18 protein-coding genes and 1 pseudogene are annotated in these 18,961 nt (G+C 65.8%); 4 read left to right on the forward strand and 15 right to left on the reverse strand.

Annotated features, from left to right (window positions below; all coding sequences use genetic code 11):
• Positions 1–283 precede the first annotated feature (283 nt).
• The 3 genes and pseudogenes from ACVJ19_RS28330 to ACVJ19_RS28340 form a co-directional block, all read right to left on the reverse strand.
• Positions 284–2,546 (reverse strand): annotated as a pseudogene (locus ACVJ19_RS28330) (CHASE3 domain-containing protein).
• Positions 2,543–2,956, reverse strand: coding sequence for a response regulator (locus ACVJ19_RS28335; RefSeq protein ID WP_453952483.1), 414 nt, complete (start codon positions 2,954–2,956; stop codon positions 2,543–2,545). The pseudogene ACVJ19_RS28330 and the gene ACVJ19_RS28335 overlap by 4 nt, the downstream one beginning before the upstream one ends.
• Positions 2,957–3,201: 245 nt before the next feature.
• Positions 3,202–3,927: a BA14K family protein gene (locus ACVJ19_RS28340; RefSeq protein WP_453952484.1), complete on the reverse strand. Its 726-nt coding sequence runs from the start codon at positions 3,925–3,927 to the stop codon at positions 3,202–3,204.
• Between the two features lie 244 nt (positions 3,928–4,171).
• Here ACVJ19_RS28340 and ACVJ19_RS28345 point away from each other — a divergent pair, with 244 nt between their 5' ends.
• Positions 4,172–4,579, forward strand: coding sequence for an NADH:ubiquinone oxidoreductase subunit NDUFA12 (locus ACVJ19_RS28345; RefSeq protein ID WP_092182557.1), 408 nt, complete (start codon positions 4,172–4,174; stop codon positions 4,577–4,579).
• 355 nt (positions 4,580–4,934) lie between these two features.
• Here ACVJ19_RS28345 and ACVJ19_RS28350 read toward each other — a convergent pair whose 3' ends face one another.
• Together ACVJ19_RS28350 and ACVJ19_RS28355 are read right to left on the reverse strand one after the other, a co-directional pair.
• On the reverse strand, positions 4,935–5,654 hold the full coding sequence (locus tag ACVJ19_RS28350; RefSeq protein ID WP_453952485.1) for a DUF899 family protein: 720 nt from the start codon (positions 5,652–5,654) through the stop codon (positions 4,935–4,937).
• A gap of 83 nt (positions 5,655–5,737) precedes the next feature.
• Complete coding sequence (locus tag ACVJ19_RS28355) at positions 5,738–6,424, reverse strand: DJ-1/PfpI family protein (protein WP_453952486.1); 687 nt, start codon at positions 6,422–6,424, stop codon at positions 5,738–5,740.
• A gap of 92 nt (positions 6,425–6,516) precedes the next feature.
• Between ACVJ19_RS28355 and ACVJ19_RS28360 the strand changes: the two genes are divergently transcribed.
• Positions 6,517–7,455 (forward strand): GlxA family transcriptional regulator, encoded by a 939-nt coding sequence (locus tag ACVJ19_RS28360; RefSeq protein WP_453952487.1) that lies wholly within the window; start codon positions 6,517–6,519, stop codon positions 7,453–7,455.
• 35 nt (positions 7,456–7,490) lie between these two features.
• Positions 7,491–8,285, forward strand: coding sequence for a methyltransferase domain-containing protein (locus ACVJ19_RS28365; RefSeq protein WP_453952488.1), 795 nt, complete (start codon positions 7,491–7,493; stop codon positions 8,283–8,285).
• 7 nt (positions 8,286–8,292) lie between these two features.
• Here ACVJ19_RS28365 and ACVJ19_RS28370 read toward each other — a convergent pair whose 3' ends face one another.
• Both ACVJ19_RS28370 and ACVJ19_RS28375 read right to left on the reverse strand, forming a co-directional pair.
• Positions 8,293–9,300 carry a Na+-dependent transporter gene (locus ACVJ19_RS28370; protein WP_453952489.1) on the reverse strand — a complete coding sequence of 336 codons (1,008 nt, stop codon included), beginning with the start codon at positions 9,298–9,300 and terminating at the stop codon, positions 8,293–8,295.
• 30 nt (positions 9,301–9,330) lie between these two features.
• Positions 9,331–10,278 (reverse strand): alpha/beta hydrolase, encoded by a 948-nt coding sequence (locus ACVJ19_RS28375; protein WP_453952490.1) that lies wholly within the window; start codon positions 10,276–10,278, stop codon positions 9,331–9,333.
• Between the two features lie 220 nt (positions 10,279–10,498).
• On the opposite strand from ACVJ19_RS28375, the gene ACVJ19_RS28380 reads away from it, so the two are divergent.
• Positions 10,499–11,530, forward strand: a complete 1,032-nt coding sequence (locus tag ACVJ19_RS28380) for a DUF2155 domain-containing protein (protein WP_453952491.1) — start codon at positions 10,499–10,501, stop codon at positions 11,528–11,530.
• Between the two features lie 12 nt (positions 11,531–11,542).
• On the opposite strand, the gene aat is transcribed toward ACVJ19_RS28380, so the two are convergent.
• The 8 genes from aat to ACVJ19_RS28420 form a co-directional block, all read right to left on the reverse strand.
• A complete protein-coding gene (aat, locus tag ACVJ19_RS28385; protein WP_453952492.1) occupies positions 11,543–12,223 on the reverse strand; it encodes a leucyl/phenylalanyl-tRNA--protein transferase in 681 nt (226 codons plus the stop codon).
• Between the two features lie 48 nt (positions 12,224–12,271).
• Positions 12,272–13,414, reverse strand: coding sequence for a sensor histidine kinase (locus ACVJ19_RS28390; protein ID WP_453952493.1), 1,143 nt, complete (start codon positions 13,412–13,414; stop codon positions 12,272–12,274).
• Complete coding sequence (locus tag ACVJ19_RS28395; RefSeq protein ID WP_211408200.1) at positions 13,411–13,851, reverse strand: response regulator; 441 nt, start codon at positions 13,849–13,851, stop codon at positions 13,411–13,413. Before ACVJ19_RS28395 ends, ACVJ19_RS28390 begins: the two co-directional genes overlap by 4 nt.
• Positions 13,848–15,374: a sensor histidine kinase gene (locus ACVJ19_RS28400; RefSeq protein ID WP_453952494.1), complete on the reverse strand. Its 1,527-nt coding sequence runs from the start codon at positions 15,372–15,374 to the stop codon at positions 13,848–13,850. Before ACVJ19_RS28400 ends, ACVJ19_RS28395 begins: the two co-directional genes overlap by 4 nt.
• A gap of 107 nt (positions 15,375–15,481) precedes the next feature.
• The gene (gene accC, locus ACVJ19_RS28405) at positions 15,482–16,840 is read right to left on the reverse strand and encodes an acetyl-CoA carboxylase biotin carboxylase subunit (protein WP_453952495.1); all 1,359 of its coding nucleotides are present in this window, start codon (positions 16,838–16,840) and stop codon (positions 15,482–15,484) included.
• 82 nt (positions 16,841–16,922) lie between these two features.
• Positions 16,923–17,417: an acetyl-CoA carboxylase biotin carboxyl carrier protein gene (accB, locus tag ACVJ19_RS28410; protein WP_453952496.1), complete on the reverse strand. Its 495-nt coding sequence runs from the start codon at positions 17,415–17,417 to the stop codon at positions 16,923–16,925.
• A 35-nt stretch (positions 17,418–17,452) separates the two neighbouring features.
• Positions 17,453–17,920, reverse strand: a complete 468-nt coding sequence (gene aroQ, locus ACVJ19_RS28415) for a type II 3-dehydroquinate dehydratase (protein ID WP_453952497.1) — start codon at positions 17,918–17,920, stop codon at positions 17,453–17,455.
• A 227-nt stretch (positions 17,921–18,147) separates the two neighbouring features.
• The gene (locus ACVJ19_RS28420) at positions 18,148–18,957 is read right to left on the reverse strand and encodes a DUF1236 domain-containing protein (protein WP_453952498.1); all 810 of its coding nucleotides are present in this window, start codon (positions 18,955–18,957) and stop codon (positions 18,148–18,150) included.
• Positions 18,958–18,961 lie beyond the last annotated feature (4 nt).

Genomic DNA, 18,961 nt, shown 5'->3' on the forward strand with positions numbered 1-18,961 from the left:
TGGACCGTCGCGACGCCGACTCCAACATTAGTAGTCGAGAGCGTGCTCAGAGACTGGTCTGGTGAGACGATTTGTCCTTGAGATGCGCTTGATTTTCGCTTGAGACCGGTCCGATCAAGACCAAAACGGCCTTACTCGTTGCATAACGCGGTTCCGGAACACCTCTAGCGCGAATCCTGGGCGAGCCACGGCGTCTCAAGAGGACAACCGGAACTCACATCCTGAGCCAGTGCGCGCGACCTTATATGTACGTGACCGCGGCGCGCCTTCGTGAGTCCACGCGCTAGCTCGGCGCTATCCCGCCGCCACCATTCAGCGCCTTCCGGATCATCTCGGCGAGCTGGTTGCGGCGGTAGGGTTTTGTCAGCAGCAGCACGCCGTCATCTAACTTGCCGTGGTGGACGATGGCGTTGTCGGTGTAGCCGGAGGTGTAGAGCACCTTGAGCCCGGGGCGCAGCGCTGCGACCTTCTCGGCGAGCTCGCGCCCGCTGATGCCGCCGGGGATGACGACGTCGGTGAAGAGCAGGTCGAAGGCCTGGCCGGCCTCGATCATTTCCAGCGCCACCCGGCTGTCGGGCGCCGGCGATGGTCTTGTAGCCGAGACTCTGCAATTGCGCGGTGACGAAGTTGCGCACCAAGGAATCGTCCTCGACCACGAAAATGGTCTCGGCACCGCCTTCGGCCTGCGGCGCAACGTTTGCGGCGACGTCGGGCGCGCCTTCGCCCGGCGGCAGATAGAGCTTGATCGTGGTGCCGTGGTCTTCCTCGCTGTAGATCTTGATGTGGCCGCCGGACTGCTTGACGAAGCCGTAGACCATGGAGAGACCGAGGCCCGATCCCTTGCCGACCTCCTTGGTGGTGAAGAACGGCTCGAACGCCATCTGCTGGGTCTCGGCCGACATGCCGGTGCCGGTGTCGCTGACCGCGAGCATTACATAGGGGCCGGGCCGAACCTCCGCATTGGCCTGCGCATAGGCCTCGTCGAGCACGACGCGGTGGGTCTCCAGCAGCAGCTTGCCGCCGTTCGGCATGGCGTCGCGGGCGTTGATCGCCATGTTGAGCACGGCATTGGTGAGCCGGGACGGATCGATATGCGCCGTCATCGCCCCCTGTTCCAGCACGGTCTCGATCTGGATCTGCTCGCCGAGGGTGGGGCGCAGCAGTTTTGCGATGTCCGTAATCGCGGCGTTGATCTCGACGTTGCGCGGCTGCAGCGGCTGCCTGCGCGCGAACGCGAGCAGATGCTGGATCAGCTCGGCGCAGCGCTCGGCGGCATCGTCGATCAGGCGCGCCACGCGCTGCAGCTCCGGCTGGTGCTGCAGGCTCGCGACCAGCGTCTCCGTGTTGCCGGAGATGACGGTCAGCATGTTGTTGAAGTCGTGCGCGACGCCGCCGGTCAGCTTGCCGATGGCATCCAGCTTCTGCGACTGGTGCAGTTGCCGCTCGGTCTCGCGCGAGGTGGTCGCGTCGTGATAGACCAGCACCGCGCCCGAGACGTCGCCTTGCCCGTCCAGCATCGGCCGGCCGCTGATCATGAGATGGCGCACCTGATTGTCGCTGTGCGGGCGGACGATCATCTCCAGATCTTCGAACTCCTCGCCGCGCAGCACGCGCGCCGAAGGCAGCTCCCGGGCCTTCATCGGCGTGATGCCGTCGCCGTGAAAGACGTCGGAGAGCGCCCGGAGATTGCCGAGGTTCATGCCGGTCCGGTGCAGCAGCATGCGTTCAGCGGCCGGATTGGACAGCAGGACGTTGCCTTCGGCGTCAATGACCAGCACCGCTTCCGCCATGCTGCGAAAGGTGCTCTGGAGCACGTTGACCGACAGCCGCAGCTCATCATGCGCGGTGACCAGATGCTCGGTGCGCTCGGCGACCGCGGCCTCGAGTTGCTCCTTGGCGGCCGTGGTCTCCAATAGCGTGCTCTTGAGCGCGAACTGGGTGCGCTGGCTCTCGCGCATCACCATCACGACCAGCAGCAGGATCACCAGCGCGCCGGCGACGTCGATGCCGAGCAGCACGATGCCGGTGCGGCGCGAATCCTGGGAGCGCGCGGCGAGCAGGCGTTCCTCATCTGCGCTCAAATGGTCGAGATTGGTCATCACCGTGTCCATCAGCCCGCGGCCTTCGGCCTTGCTGTTGAGCGCGGTGATGCCGGCCTGGTCATTCATGGCGCGCAGGCGCATCGCCTCGGCGGCGATCTCGACCCGGCGCAGCGCCAGCGGCTCGGTGCCTTCCAGCAGCGCGACCTGATCGGGATTGTCGCGCACGCCGCGCTTGAGATCGGCGAGGGCCGGCGCGATCTGGGCGTGCACCGCCTCGAACTCGTCCTTGAAACCCGGGCTGCGATAGAGCTCGTAGCCGCGCGCGGCGCTCTCGGCGCGGCGCAGCAGCACGCGCAGGTCGGAGATCTTCTTCTGCACCTGGACGGTGTGATTGACCCACGCAGCCTCGGACCGCGACTTCACGTCGAGGGCAATCGAGGCTGCGGTGATGATCAGGAGGATTGCAAGTCCAGCACCGAGAATGACGCGCTGCGTTGGAATCAAGGGGCTTCTTTCTTGTCCTTCGGTGCGCTCACGCCGGCGAGGCATTCCCGGATGCTGGTCAGCAGCGCTTCCGGCGTGAATGGCTTGCGCAGGCAGCGGCTTGCGCCGAGCTCCAGCGCCATGCGCAGGAAATCGGGAGAGGGCGAGGCGGACGAGGCGAAGGCATAGCCGGACATCGCGATCAGCGGGATCGCCGGCGCGCGCTCGTGAAAGATGCGGATGGATTCGAAGCCGCGCATGTGCGGCATGAAGATATCGACCAGCATCACGTCGTACGCCTGCGTTTCCAGCGCAGCCAATCCGGTTTCGCCGCCGTCAGCCAGCGTGACGTCGAAGCCCTGACGTTGGAGGAGGACCTCGATGGTCGCGCCGACCATCGGATCGTCATCTACCACGAGGATACGCGGCATGACATTTCCCAGTAGATCGAAGTCCCCACAAGCAATGGTGATATCCGCGAATCGTGGGTCGGGTCAATTTTGGATTGGATCAAGGTAGATATGCACGGCGGGGTGAATAGAGGTCCCTTTGCTTCAACTTGTATGCAACGTCGAAACTAAAGCTCGGCACACGTGAAACAGGTGAGGGGTATGACACTCGCGAAAAAGGCGCCGCATCGCTGCGACGCCTTTTGCTTCAAACGTGTTCGGTCCGCTTACGGGCAGGGATGACGCTGCCCGTCATAGCCGAGATATGTGCCGGAGGCCGGATCATACGATTTGTAGCGCTGCGCGCAGTAGGCTGCCGAATCGCCGCCACTGTCGGGCACCACTGCTACCGATGGCTCATCATAGTAAGTGTCGCCATAGTAGTAGGGATCATCGTAGTACCCGCCGCCGTAATAGGCATACGAGCCGAGGCCGCCGATCGCGGCGCCTGCCGCGAAGCCGGGCCAGAAGCCGCCGTGACGATGACGCCAGTGACGGCCACTCCAATTGCCGCTACCGCCCTGCCAGTTGCCCGCGGTTGCGACGCTGCGGGTCCCGCTGAAAGACGGCGAGATGGCGGGACGTGTCGCCGTGCCGGCTACGAAACCACTGCCGCTCGGACGTACAGCCGTGCCGGCTGCGAAACTGCCGCCGCTCGGACGTACCGCCGCGCCGGTCGCGAAATTGCCCGCGCTTGGGCGTACTGCTGAGCCGGCCGCGAAATTGCCGCCACCACTGTGGAACGCGGCACCGCCACCGCCCATCCGTGCGCCACCGCCGAAGCCGCCGCCACCCATGCGTGCACCGCCACCACCGTGGAACGCGCCGCCGCCACCGCCGCCGATATGGGCGCCGCCGCCCGCTGCAGGACGATTCTGGGCGAAGCTCGGGCTCGCCAACGGAAGAACCAACGCCACTGCCGCAGCGACACTCAAAACTTTCACACTTTTCATGATGAAACTCCTTTCCCGGAAGCCAAACCCCATGAAAGGGCTGGAGTTCCTGGGATCACGCCGGTTTGCGCCTGATGGCAGCTTTGCGCGGGGCCGCTGTACCGGGCATGAACGGATCGCGTCCCATTTGCGGCAGCATCGGTGTCGCGGGACCGCATTTGTGGCGGGGACGGCCGCACCCGGCGAACTGGACATTTCGCCGTCCGGATGGCATCAGGACCCGACGAAGCAGGGCCCTTGCCGCATGAAACAGTTCTTTCTGAAGTTCTTCACCTGGTGGAGTGGCCAGACGTTTGGCACCCAGCTCTGGACCAAGCGGTACGGGGAACTGGTCGGCCAGGACGAGCAGGGCAACCTCTATTATCGCACCCGCGGCGGCGCGATCGATCCGACCCTCGGCTTCGAGCGGCGCTGGGTGATCTATAATGGCTATGCCGAGGCGAGCCGCATCCCGCCGGCCTGGCACGGCTGGATTCATCACGTCGTCGACACCCCGCCGACCGAGATCAACTACCAACCCCGCGAGTGGGAAAAGCCGCACCAGCCGAATCTCACCGGCACGGCCAACGCCTACCGGCCCTCGGGCTCGACGCTCGCCAGCGGCAAGCGTCCCAAGGCGACCGGCGACTACCAGCCCTGGACGCCCGGCTAACCGCCCGCGATCTTCATCGTCCGGCTGGATGCACATGCATCCGCGCTACGCCGCTGTGGACAACGGGAACAGCGGGGATGCCGCTTACGTGGTCGTTGCGCGGATGCGGGCGATGCGGCTCAATGATCCCATCTTACGGAGATGGGAGACCATCGCGTTCGGTTCGGGCAACAGCTCGCGACTGTCCCGAAATGCAGCGGCCGCCGACCAGGACTCGATCGGGAGATAGGCCCCCGGTCAGGAAGCTCCGAAATCGCCCGATGTGAATGTGCAGCCGCCGTGAGACAGGAAAGGCCGCTTGGGAAACCGAGCGGCCTTTTTCTTTGATGGCACTTCGTCAGCCGGTTTGTGCGCCTCAGTCGTAGCGCACCTTCGGGAAGAAGTCGCCGCGGCCTTCAGGCGTCATGTCGAGCAGGCCCCAGAGCGGATCGACCAGATCACCGGCGCGATGATGCTGCTTCGGCGCGGCCGGCGCGAAGCTCATCTCCGAGCCCCAGAAGTGCCTGATCTTGCCGTTCGCTCTCTTGAAGACGTTGAAGATCGTTTCGTCCCAGTTCTGCCCCCCGGGAACGTGGTGCTGCGCGCGCATACCCCTGGAGAATTTCGAGGTGTCGCCGAAGTAATCCGCGTCAAAGCTGTTGCCGGCGGTGGACAGCAGCGACAGATGTTCCCAACCGCGCTCGTGAGCCCAGGCGGCGAGACGCGCGATCGGCGATTTTGCAACGATGTGAAGCGCGGCACGCTCGCCGACATGCCGTGCGGCGCCGTCGAGCCCGTCAAGCAAATGGGTGCAGCCGGGGCAGGGCAGCTCGCGCTCCGGCCCATACATGAAGCTGTACAGGATCAGCGTGTCACGCGGGCCGAACAGCTCCGACATCCTGACCTGTTCCGGCATGCTCGTTTTGCCGATGCGCTCGAAGACGTAATCCTGGGGCACCTCGCCGCCGAGCGGCAGCGCGCGACGCCTGGCGGAAACGGCCTCAATCTGCGCCCGGAGGGCAATCTCCTCATCCAGCAACGCATTTCGCGCGGCACGATATTCAGTGCTTTCGTTGGGGTAGTGGAGATGCTCCATGACTGCGCTCCGGATGCTGCGAGTTTTGTGCGGGTTTAACTCGTCCCCCAAAACCTCAGTTCCAGCACCGAAGGGTGGAATGCCTACTTCACACGCGCCGCCGCGCGCTCGACGGCATCGAGGCGGTAGGCCTGCAAAGGCTCAATGCGCTGCTTGACGACAGCGACCACTTCGGCGGGCGCGGTATCGGGCGAGCCGGAATTGAACGGCGGCGCCGGATTATATTCGATCCCGAGCTGGATCGCCTCCGCCGCGGTGCGATTGACCAGGATCGAGACCAGCGTCAGCGCGAAATCGATGCCTGCGGTGACGCCGCCGCCCGTCACGCGATTGCGATCGATACAGACGCGCGTCTTGGTCGGCGTCGCCCCGAACTGGCTGAGCATCTCCATCGCGCTCCAATGGGTGGCGGCGCGGTAGCCTTTCAACAGACCGGCGGCGCCGAGCGCCAGCGAGCCCGTGCAGACCGAGGTGACGTATTTGGCGCCCTCTGCCTGCCGGCGCAGGAATTCGAGCACCTCCTCGTCATTGAGCAGATCGTCGGTGCCGCGGCCGCCGGGCACGCAGATCACGTCGAGTTGCGGGCAATCGGCGAATGTCGTGGTCGGCGTCACAATGAGCGCGGAATCGCTCGGCACCGGCTCGATCCGTTTCCAGATCAAGTGCAGCTTTGCGCCGGGGACGGCGGAGAACACCTGCAGCGGGCCGGTGAAGTCGAGCTGGGTGACGCGCGGGAACACCAAAAGTCCAATCTGGAGCGGCGCCGACATGAGAACCTCCAATGAAGAGCTTGACGGGCGCAAACTGGCATGATGCCCTTCTGTCCAAAATGGCATAATTCCCTCACTTTCGGACATGACCCATGATCGGCATCCTGATCTTCCCGGATTTCCAGCTGCTCGACGCGGCAGGTCCCATCTCGGTGTTCGAGGTCGCGGCGCGTGCGTCCGGCAAGCCGCTTGCGCTCCGGGTGCTGGCGGCGAAGGCGGGGCTCGTGCGCAGCTCGTCGGGTGTCGAGATGATGGCGCGAGATCTCAAGTCGGCGAATGCGATCACGACGCTCGTCATCGCGGGCGGCGCCGGCGTCGCCGAGGCCGCGCGCTGCGAGGTCACGCGCGCCTTCGTGCAGCGGCTGGCGAGGCGCGGCGTGCGGGTCGCGAGCGTCTGCTCAGGCGCCTATGTGCTCGCCGAGGCGGGCCTGCTCGACGGCCGCCGCGCCACCACCCATTGGGGCCGGACGCGCGACTTCGTCGCGCGCTATCCCAGAGTGAAGTTCGAGCCGGACCAGATTTTTACCCGCGACGGCAACGTGTGGACGTCCGCAGGCATCACCGCGGGCATCGACCTCGCGCTCGCGATGGTCACCGAGGACCATGGCGAGGAAATCGCGCAACAGGCCGCGCGGCAGCTCGTGCTCTACCATCGCCGCAGCGGCGGCCAGTCGCAGTTCTCCTCGCTCCTGGAGCTGAAGGCGCCGAACGGCCGCTTCGGCGCGCTGCTATCCTGGGCGCGCGAAAATCTCGACGCGCCGCTGACCGTGGAGGAGCTCGCCGATCGCGCCGGCATGAGCGCGCGGCATTTTGCCCGCGCCTTTGCCGCCGAGACCGGCACGACGCCGTCGAAGGCAGTCGAGCGGCTCCGGCTCGAAGTCGCGCGCGAGCGGGTGCAGTCCTCGCGCGAGGCGATCGAGCTCGTTGCGGAAACCACCGGATTTCGCGACCCCGAGCGAATGCGGCGCGCCTTCATCCGCGCCTTCGGCCAGCCGCCGCAGGCGCTGCGGCGCGCGGCGCGGGCGGGGTAGGAAATCTCACTGGCCGTGCGACCATGGAGGCGACGATGAGCGGAATGGAGTACAGCAATGAGAACGCGAAACGGCTCCAGAGAATCTATCTCACGGGCGATGTGAAGGCCCAGCGCGCGGAGACCATCCGGCAGCTCGATCTGTCTGCCGGCGAGCGCGTTCTCGATATCGGATGCGGTCCGGGCTATCTCTGCGAAAGCATGGCTGAGCTCGTCGGGCCTCATGGATCTGTCGTAGGCATTGATGTGTCGACCGACCTGATCGCCGACTGCAACCGGCAGAAGGCGTCGGAGTGGATTTCATATGCCATCGGCAACGCGACGGAATTGGATCAGCCCGATGCATGGTTTGACGCCGTCGTCTGCACTCAGGTCGCCGAGCACGTGCCCGATGTCGACCGCGTCCTCATCGAAGCATTTCGCGTCCTGAAACCGGGCGGCCGAACGATTTTTGTCGCAACGGATTGGGACGCCGTGGTCTGGCATTCCGACAACCTAAAACGCATGGCTGCCGTCATGAAATCATGGGAGGCGCATTGCGCCCATCCGCGTCTGCCCAGATCGTTGGCCTCCAGATTGGTCAAGGCAGGATTTCACCTGGACGGAGCCTCCGTCTTTCCGATTCTCAATTTGAGCTACGATGACGGGAGCTACAGCAAGGGACTGGCACAGGGGATCCGGGATTTCGTCGGCCGCACGAACGACGTTTCGGCCGATGAGCTCAATGCATGGCACAGCGAGTTCGAACGCCTCGCCGGGGCGGGACGATATTTCTTCAGCACCAATCGCTATATCTTCAGGGCGTCGAAACCTGCTGGGGCGCCGACGTGAGAGCGTTCTAGCTCGAGCTGTCAGCAACCGTCGCCCTGGACGTGTCTGCATGCGCCGTCAGGCGCCGTGCGATCGGCGTCAGCAGATAGGGCGCAAGGTGAATCGGAAATTGCGTCAGCGCGAAATAGAGCCAGGTCGTGGCCGGCAGCGCGCCTGCGGTTGCCGCCAGCATCAGGCCGAGATTGCGCTGTGACACCATCAGGCCGATCGCAAAGGCACGCTCGGTGCCGGCGCGGCGGAAGATCAGCGTCGTCACGGCGAGCAGGGTGAAATAGACCGCGAAGGCGAGCAATGCGACGCCGATCGCGAACACGGGATCGGCGACGAAGTCATGCGCGACGTCGCCCATCACGGCGGACGCGAAGACCAGCAGGATGAGGATGTTGAGGCCGTCGATCGGCCGCTTGTGGCGTTGGATCGCAGCGGCGCCGACAATCCAGCGGATCGCAGTCGCGCCAATGAGCGATGCCGCGAGGATGCCGAGCAGCTTCAGGCCGAGCGTCAGCGGCGAGATGCTGAGCATGCCGCCGAGAAACAGGCTCGCGAACAACGAGGCCGTGAACGGCACGAGCGCGGTCGCGGTGACCAGCGTGACCAGCGGCAGCGTGGCATCGAGGCCGATCAGCGCGGCGAGCGCGGGCGCTGCCATCATCGGCGAGGCCATGCCTTGGAGCATCAGCGCAAGGAAAAGACCGGGCGAGCTTCTGTCGAGCCCGCTTCCATGGGCGAGCAGCCCGACGACCAGCGGCACGCCGAGCGTGGTCCAGGCCGTCGCGCTGGCGATCAGTGCCGGCCGGCGGAGATGGCCGTAGAGCGCGACGAGATCGACGCGCATGAAGGAGATGCAGAGCAGGCAGAGGATCGCCTCGGTGACGTAGGGCCGCAGCAGCGCGCCGAGCGGCGGCACCGCGACCGCGATGAAGGCAATCGCCGCCACCGCGCGCGTGCCCTGCTCGCCGAGCCAGGTCAGGGCGCGCAGGGGGAGGGCGAGGACGGTTTTGAGGACGGAGGGCATCTCGATCGGCGTTGTCGGACTACGGAACTGTCACCCCAATCCCTTCAGCCACGCGCCGATCTCGCTCACGGCGACATTGGCCTGTTGCAACAGCTTGCCCATGGTGAAGAAGCCGTGGAATTGGCCGGGATAATGCTTGTACGCGACGGGCACGCCGGCCTGCTTCAGGCGCGCGGCATATTCGTCGCCTTCGTCGCGCAAGGGATCGGCGCCGGCGGTCAGCACATAGGCCGGCGGCAGGCCGGAAAGGTTTTGCGCGCGCGCCGGCGAAGCGCGCCAGTCATGGATGTCGGCGGCTCCATTGAGATAGTGGTCGCGGAACCAGCGGATCACCGAATGCGTCAGCAGCACGCTGGTCTCGGGCTCGCGGTGCGAGCCGTGCGTCATGGCGAAATCGGTCGCCGGATAGATCAGCAGCTGGCCGGCGATCGCGGGGCCGCCGGCGTCGCGGGCGGCGAGCGCGACGACCGCGGCGAGATTGCCGCCGGCGCTGTCGCCGCCGATCGAGAGGCGCGAGGCGTCGATGCCGAGTTCGCGCGCATGGGCGGCAATCCATCTGGTTGCGGCGGTTGCGTCGTCGACTGCCGCCGGAAATTTGTGCTCGGGGGCGAGGCGGTAGTCGACCGAGATCACGACTAGTGCGCCTGAAACGGCAAGCTGGCGGCAGACGACATCGTGGGAGTCGAGATCGCCGATCACCCAGCCGCCGCCGTGGAAGAACACCAGGGCCGGCGACAGGCCATCGTGCCGGCGCGGTTCGTTCGGAACGTAGAGGCGGGCGGGGATCTCCCCGTGCGGGGCCGGGATCGCGAGAAGGGTGACGCGGGCGAGTTCCGCCGGCTCGGGGTTGGTGGCAAAGCGCGCCTGCAGGTAATAGGCGCGGGCCTCCAGTGCGGTCAGGGTCTCGTAGGCGGGGCGGCCGGCCTCCTGGAAGGCCTTGTAGATGGCGGCGGCGTCGGGATCGAGCACAACGGGCATCGGGGGGACCTCTGAGGCTTCTGGTTATGGTTGGACGTCGTTTCGGAAGGCGAATGCCCGCCTTGTGCTCGCCTTGGGCCCCAGGGAGGGGTATCCGACTATCCCATCCGGGAGCCGGTCTGGCCAGCCAGCGCCGGGAGGGGCAGGGATGCCGCCCTTCCCCCGCCGTATTCGGCGTGTTAACCGGAGGGCCTGCGAGCGGCGGTATCCCCTGTAGAATGTGTCCAACAAGCCCGATTCGCTGTTGAAGCCGCGCGAGATGCTTAAAACCTTTACCCTGACAGGCCTTGCGGCGCTGCTGGCCGCCACCGCGCTGACGGCTGCGACCCCGGCGCAGGCGCAGATCGGCACGATCTTCTCCGATCCGCCGCCGCTGCGGCCGCCCGGCAACATTCCGCGTGGCCAGCCGCAGCCGCAGCAGATTCCCGAGGACGACGAAGAGGTGCCGGAGCTGCCGCCGCAGGGTCGCGTGCTACCGTCGCGCCCGATGCCGCCGGGCCGGCAGGGGAATGTGATGCCGGGGCCGGTCGAGACCCAGCCGCTGGCGCCGCCGCCGGGCTCCAGCGTCGCGCCGCCGAACCAGCCCCCCTCCGCGGCGGTCACGCCGCCCGGTCCGCAAGGTGCTCCGGGTGCGCCCGGTCAGCGCCCGCCGCAGCAGAAGGGCGCGCCGGGCACGGTCCCGCAGACGCCGGCGAGCCTCCAGCCGGGCGACGAGGTCGTGACCGAGCCGCCGGCCCAGAAGATCGTCAACAAGAAGGCGACCTTCTCCGGCCTCGACAAGATCACCGGGCGCATCATCAATTTCGACGAGGAGATCGGCGAGACCGTCCAGTTCGGTGCGCTCAGGGTCAAGACCGACGCCTGCTATACGCGGCCGGCGACGGAAGCCACCAATACCGACGCCTTCGTCGAGGTCGACGAGATCACCTTGCAGGGCGAGGTGAAGCGGATCTTCTCAGGCTGGATGTATGCGGCAAGCCCCGGCCTGCACGGCGTCGAGCATCCGATCTACGACATCTGGCTGACCGACTGCAAAGAGCCGCAGCAGACCATTGCGACCGCGGCACCGGATCCCGCGACCAAGCCCGCGCCTCCGCCGCCGCCCGCGCAGAAGAAGGCCGCGCCCAAGCAGGCCGTGCAGCAGCGTCCGCCGCAGCCGTTGCCGCCTCCGCCGCCGCAACAGCAGCCGGCTCCGCCGCCGCCACCGGAGCAGCGGCCGGGTCTGTTCGGTCTCCCCGGGTTCGGCCGCTAGGCCAGCTACCGATTATTGTCGCGAGGCGATGATCTCGAGTGTGCGCGCACCCGGGATCGCGTCACCGGACGAGAGCCTCAGGAATTCGCCGGGCTCACCCGCGAGCGCCTTGTCGAGCAGCGCGGTATAGCGCCGCCGCGAAATCTCGACCGCGCCAAAGCTCTTTAGATGCTCGGTGACATATTGCGTGTCGAGCAGCTCGAAGCCGCCATGGATCAGCCGCGCCACCAGGTGCACCAGCGCGACCTTGGACGCATCGCGCGCGGTGTGAAACATGCTCTCGCCGAAGAAGGCGCGTCCGAGGCTCACGCCGTAAAGCCCGCCGACGAGGTCGTCGCCCTGCCAGGCCTCGACGCTGTGGCAATGGCCGAGCTCGAACAGGCCGCCATAGAGATCGCGAATGCGCTTGTTGATCCAGGTGTCCTCGCGCCCGGCCTGCGGCGCGGCGCAGCCGGCGATCGTGGCCTTGAAGGCGGTGTTGACGGTCACGCGGAACGCATCCGAACGCACGGTGCGCGCGAGCCGCGAGGCCACGCGAAAACCGTCGAGCGGGATGACGCCGCGCAGCTCCGGCTCGACCCAGAACAGGGTCGGATCGTCGGCGCTTTCGGCCATCGGAAAGATACCGCAGGCATAGGCGCGCAGCAGTACGGCCGGCGTGATCTCAGACGAGGCGGAATCGCGCGAAGTCATGGCCTGCGACAATAGCAGGATCGCAATGCGGTTGCGATGGGGGGCGGATCAGCTCGCGGCGGCGCTGCTGGCCTTGCCGGGCGGTGCGGAGGGCAGGCGCTGGAACCTCAGCACGATGCGGGTTCCGCTGTGGGCGGGGTCGCGCTCCACCGAGGCGTCGAGCTTGGTGGCCATGGCCGCGACGATGCGCTGGCCCATGCCGGTCGAACGCGGGTCGGCCTTGACGTTGTCGCCGACGCCGTCGTCGGCGATCGTCAGCAGGAGATCCTCGCCCTGCGAGGTCAGCTCGACGTGGATCGGGCCGGCGCCGTCGGGATAGGCGTATTTCACCGCGTTCATCACCAGCTCGTTGACGATGATGCCGACGGCGACCGCGCGGTCCGGGTCGATCTCGATCGGCTCGGCCTTCAGCGTCAGGCGCGACATCCGGTTGCCTTCGGCCGAGCGGCGGAGATCCTCGAGCAGGGACTCCAGATACTGGTTCAGGACCACGCTCTTCAGGTCCTGCGAGGTGTAGAGGCGACGGTGCACCTGCGCGACCGCGGCGACGCGGCCCATCGCGTTGGTCAGCGCGGCCTTGACCTCTTCCTGCGCGGCGGAGCTGGCCTGAAGGTGCAGCAGCGAGGCGATGATCTGGAGCGAGTTGCCGACGCGGTGATTGACCTCGCGCAGCAAGAGCTCGCGTTCGGCGGCAAGGGCGGCGTAGCGGTCGCGCGAGGCGTGAATCTCGGCTTCCGCCTCCTCGCGTGCCTTCTGCAACTCGGCCTGGCGCAGCGCGCCCTCGGCGGCGACGTGGAGCAGGGGGATGAAGTCGCCCTTGACATCCTTGACGAGATAATCGGCCGCACCGGCCTTCAGCGCGGTGACGGCGATGCTGGAGTCCTGCGAGGCCGTGACGAATACCACGGGAGGGGCGCCCGGGATCGCCATGATCTGCTCGAGCGTCTCGAGGCCGTCGAGGCCCGGCATGTACTGGTCGAGTGCCACGACGTCGATGCCGCCTTCGATGCTGTCTTCGGTGCTGTCTTCGGTGTTGTCTTGGGCGCAGGCGCGGCGGATGTGCTCGAGGCCTTCCTCGCCGCTCGCGGCATGGACGACCCTGTAGCCGCGCCGCGTCAGGCCGCGTTCGACCAGCCGCGCGAGCGCGTCGTCGTCGTCGATATACAGCAGTGTCGGCGTTTGCTGGTTCATGGGGCGGCGGGCGGGACCTGGATGACCGAGAAGAACAGCCCGAGTTGCCGGATGGCGTTGGCGAAATTCTCGTAATTGACGGGTTTGGTGATGTAGACGTTGCAGCCGAGCTCGTAGCAACGCTTGATCTCCTGGGAATCGTCGGTGGTCGTGAGCACGACCACGGGCGAGGCCTTGAGATATCTGTTTTCCTTGATCTGCTTCAGGATGTCGATCCCGCTCATGTCGGGCAGGTTGAGGTCGAGCAGGATCAAGAGGGCGTTGCCCTTCTGGGGCAGCCCGCTGCCGTCGGCGCCGAACAGGTGCTTCACCGCATCGGTGCCGTTGGCGAACGAGATGATCTCGTTGTTGACCCCGGAGCGGCGGATGTTGCGCTCGATCAGTCGGGCGTGCCCCTCGTCGTCCTCGATCATGATGATGGTGACTGGCTGCGTCATCGATCTGCGTTCCGGGTGCTGGCGTTCCAGGCGACGGGCAGCGTGATGGTGAACGTGCTGCCCGCGTTCAGTTCCGACGATACCGACATGGTGCCGCCGAGACGGCGCACAAGTGCACGCACATGTGCAAGACCTATGCCCTGTCCCGGCTTGTCCTGAGTTCCCGCGCGGCGGAACAGGTCGAATATCCGCTGATGATCCTTCGGATCGATGCCGCGGCCGTTGTCGCTGATCTCGAAGATAGCGTAGCCGAGCTTGGTCCGCCCGCGAATTCTGATCTCGCCGGGCACCCCATTCTTCAGGTACTTGATCGCGTTGTCGATCAGATTGGAGAAGATCTGCTCCAGCGCAAGGCGGTCGCTGATGATATCAGGCAGCGGCTCGACGTGGATCTCGGCCTGCGCTTCCACGGCCTGATGCGCCAGCGTCGACACGATGGCCTCGACGAACTCGCGGATGTCGATCTTCTCCGGCTGGAATTCGCGCCGGCCCTCGCGGGTGAGGTTGAGGATCGCCGAGATCAGCCGGTCCATCTTGGCGATCGACGATTTGATGAAGCCGAGCGCCTCGGAAAAATCCTCGGAAAGCTGCTTGTCGGGACCTTCGAGCGCGATCTCGCCGGTGCTGGCGGGCGCCAGAGGCGGCCCGTCGGCCGGGACGTGGGTGAGGCTGCTGACGCGGCGGAAGATGTCGCCGCCGAGCTCTTCGAGCTCGCTGGTGAAGCCCATGATGTTGACGAGCGGTGAGCGCAGATCGTGGCTGACGATATAGGCGAAGCGCTGGATCTCGTTGTTGGCCTCGCGCAGGTCGGCCGTGCGTTCGTCGACGACGGCCTCCAGGTTGAGGTTGGCATCGCGCAGGCGCGTTTCGGCCTCGTCACGCATGCGTGCCGAACGCCGCACCAGCCAGATCGAGATCAGGGCGAACACCACCACGAGGCCCGAGCCGATGCCGGTGAGGGACGCGGCCAGCGTCTGGCTGCGGTCGGCATTGACGGAACGCTGCCGGAACAGCCGTTCCTCTTCGCGGATCATCGCGTTGGCGAGGTTGGTGATCGTGGTTGTGGTGGTGCCGGCGGCGGCCTCGCGGACGAGCGCCCTGGCATTGTCGGGCTGACCTTGCTTGATGAAATCCATCTCGCGCGCGAACTGGCCGAGCCGGACCTCGATCGCGGCGCTCAGCTTCTCGAGGCTGTCGCGCTGCGTAGAATTGTCGCCGATCTGGCGCGTGAGCTTGTCGAGCGCGGGAATAATTGCTGCGACGGCTCTCTCATGATCCGACTGAAAATCCGGTCCCTGCGTCAGGAGAAAGCCGCGGGCGCTGCTCTCGGCGCGTCGGATCTCAAGCAGCAGCGCGTTGACCTGGTTCTCCACCTCGATGGTGTGGAGCACCCATTTGCTGTCTTCGCGGGCCTTGTTGACGAGGTAGACGGAGCCGGCGCTGATCACGGTCAACACCAGAAGGCCCGCTGCGAACAGCAGGACCTGCCAAAATGCGCGCCGCCGCTGCGCTCTAGCCGTCACGACGGTATCGCCCCGCGCCGAACAATGGAATTTCAACGCCCCTTCTTCGAACAGCTCCCAACTGCTGAAAACGCCCGCGAAGGCAATGGGTTCCCGGCGACGGGGATTTATTTGGGGGCGGGTTCCGCCTTGCCGGCCAGATACTGTTCCAGCCAGTGGATGTGATAGTCGCCGTCGATGATGTCGTCCTGGCGGACCAGGTCGCGGAACAGCGGCAGTGTCGTCTCGATGCCTTCGACCACCATCTCGTCGAGGGCCCGGCGCAGCCGCATCAGGCACTCGGCGCGGGTCTTGCCGTGCACGATCAGCTTGCCGACGAGGGAGTCGTAGTAGGGCGGGATCTGGTAGCCCTGATAGACCGCGGAATCGATGCGCACGCCCAGCCCGCCGGGCGGGTGGTATTGCGTGATGCGGCCCGGTGAGGGCCGGAAGGTCTGCGGATTTTCCGCGTTGATGCGGCACTCGATGGCGTGGCCGATGATCTGAATCTCGTCCTGCTTCGCCGGCAGCTCGCCGCCGGCGGCGATGCGGATCTGCTCCAGCACGAGGTCGATGTCGGTGATGCTCTCGGTAACGGGATGCTCGACCTGGATACGCGTGTTCATCTCGATGAAGTAGAACTCGCCGTCCTCGAACAGGAACTCGATGGTGCCGACGCCGAGATATTTCATCTCGCGCATCGCTTTCGCGCAGGTCTCGCCGATCCTGGCGCGCGCGGCGGCGGCCAGCACGGGCGAGGGGCCTTCCTCCCAGACCTTCTGGTGACGGCGTTGCAGCGAGCAATCGCGTTCGCCGAGATGAATCGCGCCGCCGCGGCCGTCGCCGAGGATCTGGATCTCGATATGACGCGGCTTCTGGAGGTATTTTTCGAGATAGACCGAGGCGTCGCCAAAGGCGGATTTGGCCTCGTTGGCTGCCGTCGACAGCGCCAGCTGGAGATCGGCCTCGCTGTGCGCGACCTTCATGCCGCGGCCGCCGCCACCCGCCGCCGCCTTCACCAGCACGGGAAAGCCGATCTTCTTCGCGATCGCCATGGCATCATCGTCGGGGCCGACTGCACCGTCCGAGCCGGGCACCACGGGGATGCCGAGCTTCTTGGCGGTCTTCTTGGCCTCGATCTTGTCGCCCATCAGGCGGATGTGCTCGGCCTTCGGGCCGATGAAATGCAGATTGTGCTCGCTCAGGATTTCAGCGAAGCGCGCATTCTCGGACAGGAAGCCGTAGCCGGGATGCACGGCATCGGCGCCGGTGATCTCGCAGGCCGCGAGCAGTGCGGGCACGTTGAGATAGCTGTCCTTGGATGCCGGCGGCCCGATGCAGACGCTCTCGTCCGACAGGCGCACATGCATGGCGTCGGCGTCGGCGGTCGAGTGCACGGCGACGGTCGCGATCCCGAGCTCCTTGCAGGCCCTGAGGATGCGAAGGGCGATCTCGCCGCGGTTGGCTATGAGGATCTTGTCGAACATGTTGTCCTGCAGCGAATGGCGAGTGGCGAATGGCGAGTAGGGAAGGCTGATGCCATTCGCTATTCGCTATTCCCCATTCGCGTCACTCAATAATCACCAGCGGCTCGCCGTACTCGACCGGCTGGCCGTCCTCGACCAGGATCTGCGTCACCGTGCCGGCGCGCGGCGAGGGGATCTGGTTCATGGTCTTCATGGCTTCGATGATCAGCAGGGTCTGGCCGACCGAGACCTTGTTACCGACCTCGATGAACGGCTTGGCGCCGGGCTCCGGTGCCCAATAGGCGGTGCCGACCATCGGCGAGGTTACCGCGCCCGGATGCTTGGACAAATCGGCCGCGGCCGCCGCGGGCGCGACGGCGCTTGCCGCCACCGGCAGAGCAGCGGCAGCGGCCGCAAGCGGCATCGGCATGGTCGCGGCGACGCTGATGTTGCGGGCGACGCGCAGGCGCAGGCCCGCGCGCTCGATCTCGATCTCGGTGAGGCTGGTCTCATCGAGCAGAAGGGCGAGCTCGCGGACGAGCGCGGAATCCTCGCTGGAAAACTTTGCGGCTGCTTTGTCGTCTGGCTGGCGCGCCATGTTGCTTGATCCGAATGTTCTGTTGGAAGGGAGCGTCAGGCTTTGGGCTTGATGCCGAGCTTGGCGGCAAGGCCCTGGATGGCGAGCCGGTAGCCCTCGATGCCGAAACCGCAGAGCGAGGCGAACGCCGCGCGTGCGGTGTAGGAGTGGTGACGGAAGCTCTCGCGGGCGTGGATGTTGGTCACGTGCACTTCGACCGTCGGGATCTGCACCGCGAGCAGCGCATCGTGCAGCGCGATCGAGGTGTGCGAATAGCCGCCGGCATTGATGATGATGCCCTTCATCTTGCGCGCATGCGCTTCGTGGATGAAGTCGATCAGCTCGCCCTCGCGGTTGGACTGGCGGCAGTCGGCCTTGAGACCGAACGTCGCCGCCGCCTCGCGGCACAGCGCCTCGACGTCCGCCAGTGTCGCATGGCCATACTTTTCGGGCTCGCGCGTCCCCAACATGTTGAGGTTCGGCCCGTTGAGAACGAGGATCGTGTCGGTTGCAGGTTGTGCCATTCCAATCCCGGAAGAGGTGCTTCGGCGTGGCGGGGTTATAGGTAACAAAGCGTCCTAGGGGAAGCCTTGAAGGACCTCCCAAGGGGCTTCAGGCACCTCATCCGGGGTGCAAAAACCTGTGCGGAAGCTACGGAAATTGCTTGTTAACCAGTCCAAAGCATGGCTGCCGGCCAAACGCAAGGAGGCGGGCATTGCAGCCCGCCTCCAGGGATTAGTCGTCACCTGCCTTACACTTCGAGGATCGCCACGATCTCGTAGGTGTTCGGATCGATGATCACGATCTGCTCGCGGACCATGACGTAGCGATAGGTCCGCCACTCCGGATAGATCGTCACGACCCGGGACGGCAGGGCGTGCAGCTCGATGCCCTCGCGCGGAATGCGGGTGCCGACCGAGACCGAGAAGTTCACGTTGGTCACGGGGGCCACGCGCTGCTCGCGGATCACCGAGGTGATCTGGGTCCGCTGCTCGGTCGAGAGCTTGGCGCCCGCGCCAGCCTGGCCGACCGTCGTGCTGGTGCCGGTCTGGCCCTGGGCGTTCTGGTTGGTGCTGGTGCCAGTCCCCTTCTGGCTCTCGGTCGAGGTGCCGCTCTTGCTGCCCTCAGCCTTCATGTCCTTGTCCTTCTGGCCGGACTTGGGAGTGTCCTGGCTCATGCTCTTGGACTTGTCTTGCTGGGACTTGTCCATCTGACCCTGCGCGCGTTCGTCGGTGCGCTGGCCCTTGGTCGCGCCTGCCTTGTCCTCGGCCGCGTTCTTGTTCATCGCGCCACCGGAGGGACGCTCGTCCTTCATCGCGCCGGACTTGTCTTCGGACGCCCGGCCGCCAGCCTGGCCGACCGTTCCCTTGTCACGCTTGTCTTGCTTGTCCATGGATTCCTGCTTGCCCATGGAGCCGCTGCGCTCGCCAGAAGGCTGCGTACCCTGCTGGGTCTGCTGGCCACTGCCGTAGTCCTTGGTTCCGGTTCCTTGCGCGTTGGCGAAACCGGTGCCGGCGATCAGCGCCAGGGCTGCAACCGAGACCAAAAAGCGATTAGTCATTTGA

The sequence above is a fragment of the Bradyrhizobium sp. USDA 376 genome, from assembly GCF_054063675.1.

Excerpts from the sequence above, each read along its gene's own strand:
- ACVJ19_RS28340 (WP_453952484.1), bottom strand. The coding sequence starts at position 3,927 with ATGAAAAGTGTGAAAGTTTTGAGTGTCGCTGCGGCAGTGGCGTTGGTT.
- accB (WP_453952496.1), bottom strand. The coding sequence starts at position 17,417 with ATGGCGCGCCAGCCAGACGACAAAGCAGCCGCAAAGTTTTCCAGCGAG.
- ACVJ19_RS28390 (WP_453952493.1), bottom strand. The coding sequence starts at position 13,414 with ATGAACCAGCAAACGCCGACACTGCTGTATATCGACGACGACGACGCG.
- accC (WP_453952495.1), bottom strand. The coding sequence starts at position 16,840 with ATGTTCGACAAGATCCTCATAGCCAACCGCGGCGAGATCGCCCTTCGC.
- ACVJ19_RS28395 (WP_211408200.1), bottom strand. The coding sequence starts at position 13,851 with ATGACGCAGCCAGTCACCATCATCATGATCGAGGACGACGAGGGGCAC.
- ACVJ19_RS28345 (WP_092182557.1), top strand. The coding sequence starts at position 4,172 with ATGAAACAGTTCTTTCTGAAGTTCTTCACCTGGTGGAGTGGCCAGACG.
- ACVJ19_RS28350 (WP_453952485.1), bottom strand. The coding sequence starts at position 5,654 with ATGGAGCATCTCCACTACCCCAACGAAAGCACTGAATATCGTGCCGCG.
- ACVJ19_RS28375 (WP_453952490.1), bottom strand. The coding sequence starts at position 10,278 with ATGCCCGTTGTGCTCGATCCCGACGCCGCCGCCATCTACAAGGCCTTC.
- ACVJ19_RS28360 (WP_453952487.1), top strand. The coding sequence starts at position 6,517 with ATGATCGGCATCCTGATCTTCCCGGATTTCCAGCTGCTCGACGCGGCA.
- aat (WP_453952492.1), bottom strand. The coding sequence starts at position 12,223 with ATGACTTCGCGCGATTCCGCCTCGTCTGAGATCACGCCGGCCGTACTG.
- ACVJ19_RS28365 (WP_453952488.1), top strand. The coding sequence starts at position 7,491 with ATGAGCGGAATGGAGTACAGCAATGAGAACGCGAAACGGCTCCAGAGA.
- ACVJ19_RS28420 (WP_453952498.1), bottom strand. The coding sequence starts at position 18,957 with ATGACTAATCGCTTTTTGGTCTCGGTTGCAGCCCTGGCGCTGATCGCC.
- aroQ (WP_453952497.1), bottom strand. The coding sequence starts at position 17,920 with ATGGCACAACCTGCAACCGACACGATCCTCGTTCTCAACGGGCCGAAC.
- ACVJ19_RS28355 (WP_453952486.1), bottom strand. The coding sequence starts at position 6,424 with ATGTCGGCGCCGCTCCAGATTGGACTTTTGGTGTTCCCGCGCGTCACC.
- ACVJ19_RS28335 (WP_453952483.1), bottom strand. The coding sequence starts at position 2,956 with ATGCCGCGTATCCTCGTGGTAGATGACGATCCGATGGTCGGCGCGACC.
- ACVJ19_RS28370 (WP_453952489.1), bottom strand. The coding sequence starts at position 9,300 with ATGCCCTCCGTCCTCAAAACCGTCCTCGCCCTCCCCCTGCGCGCCCTG.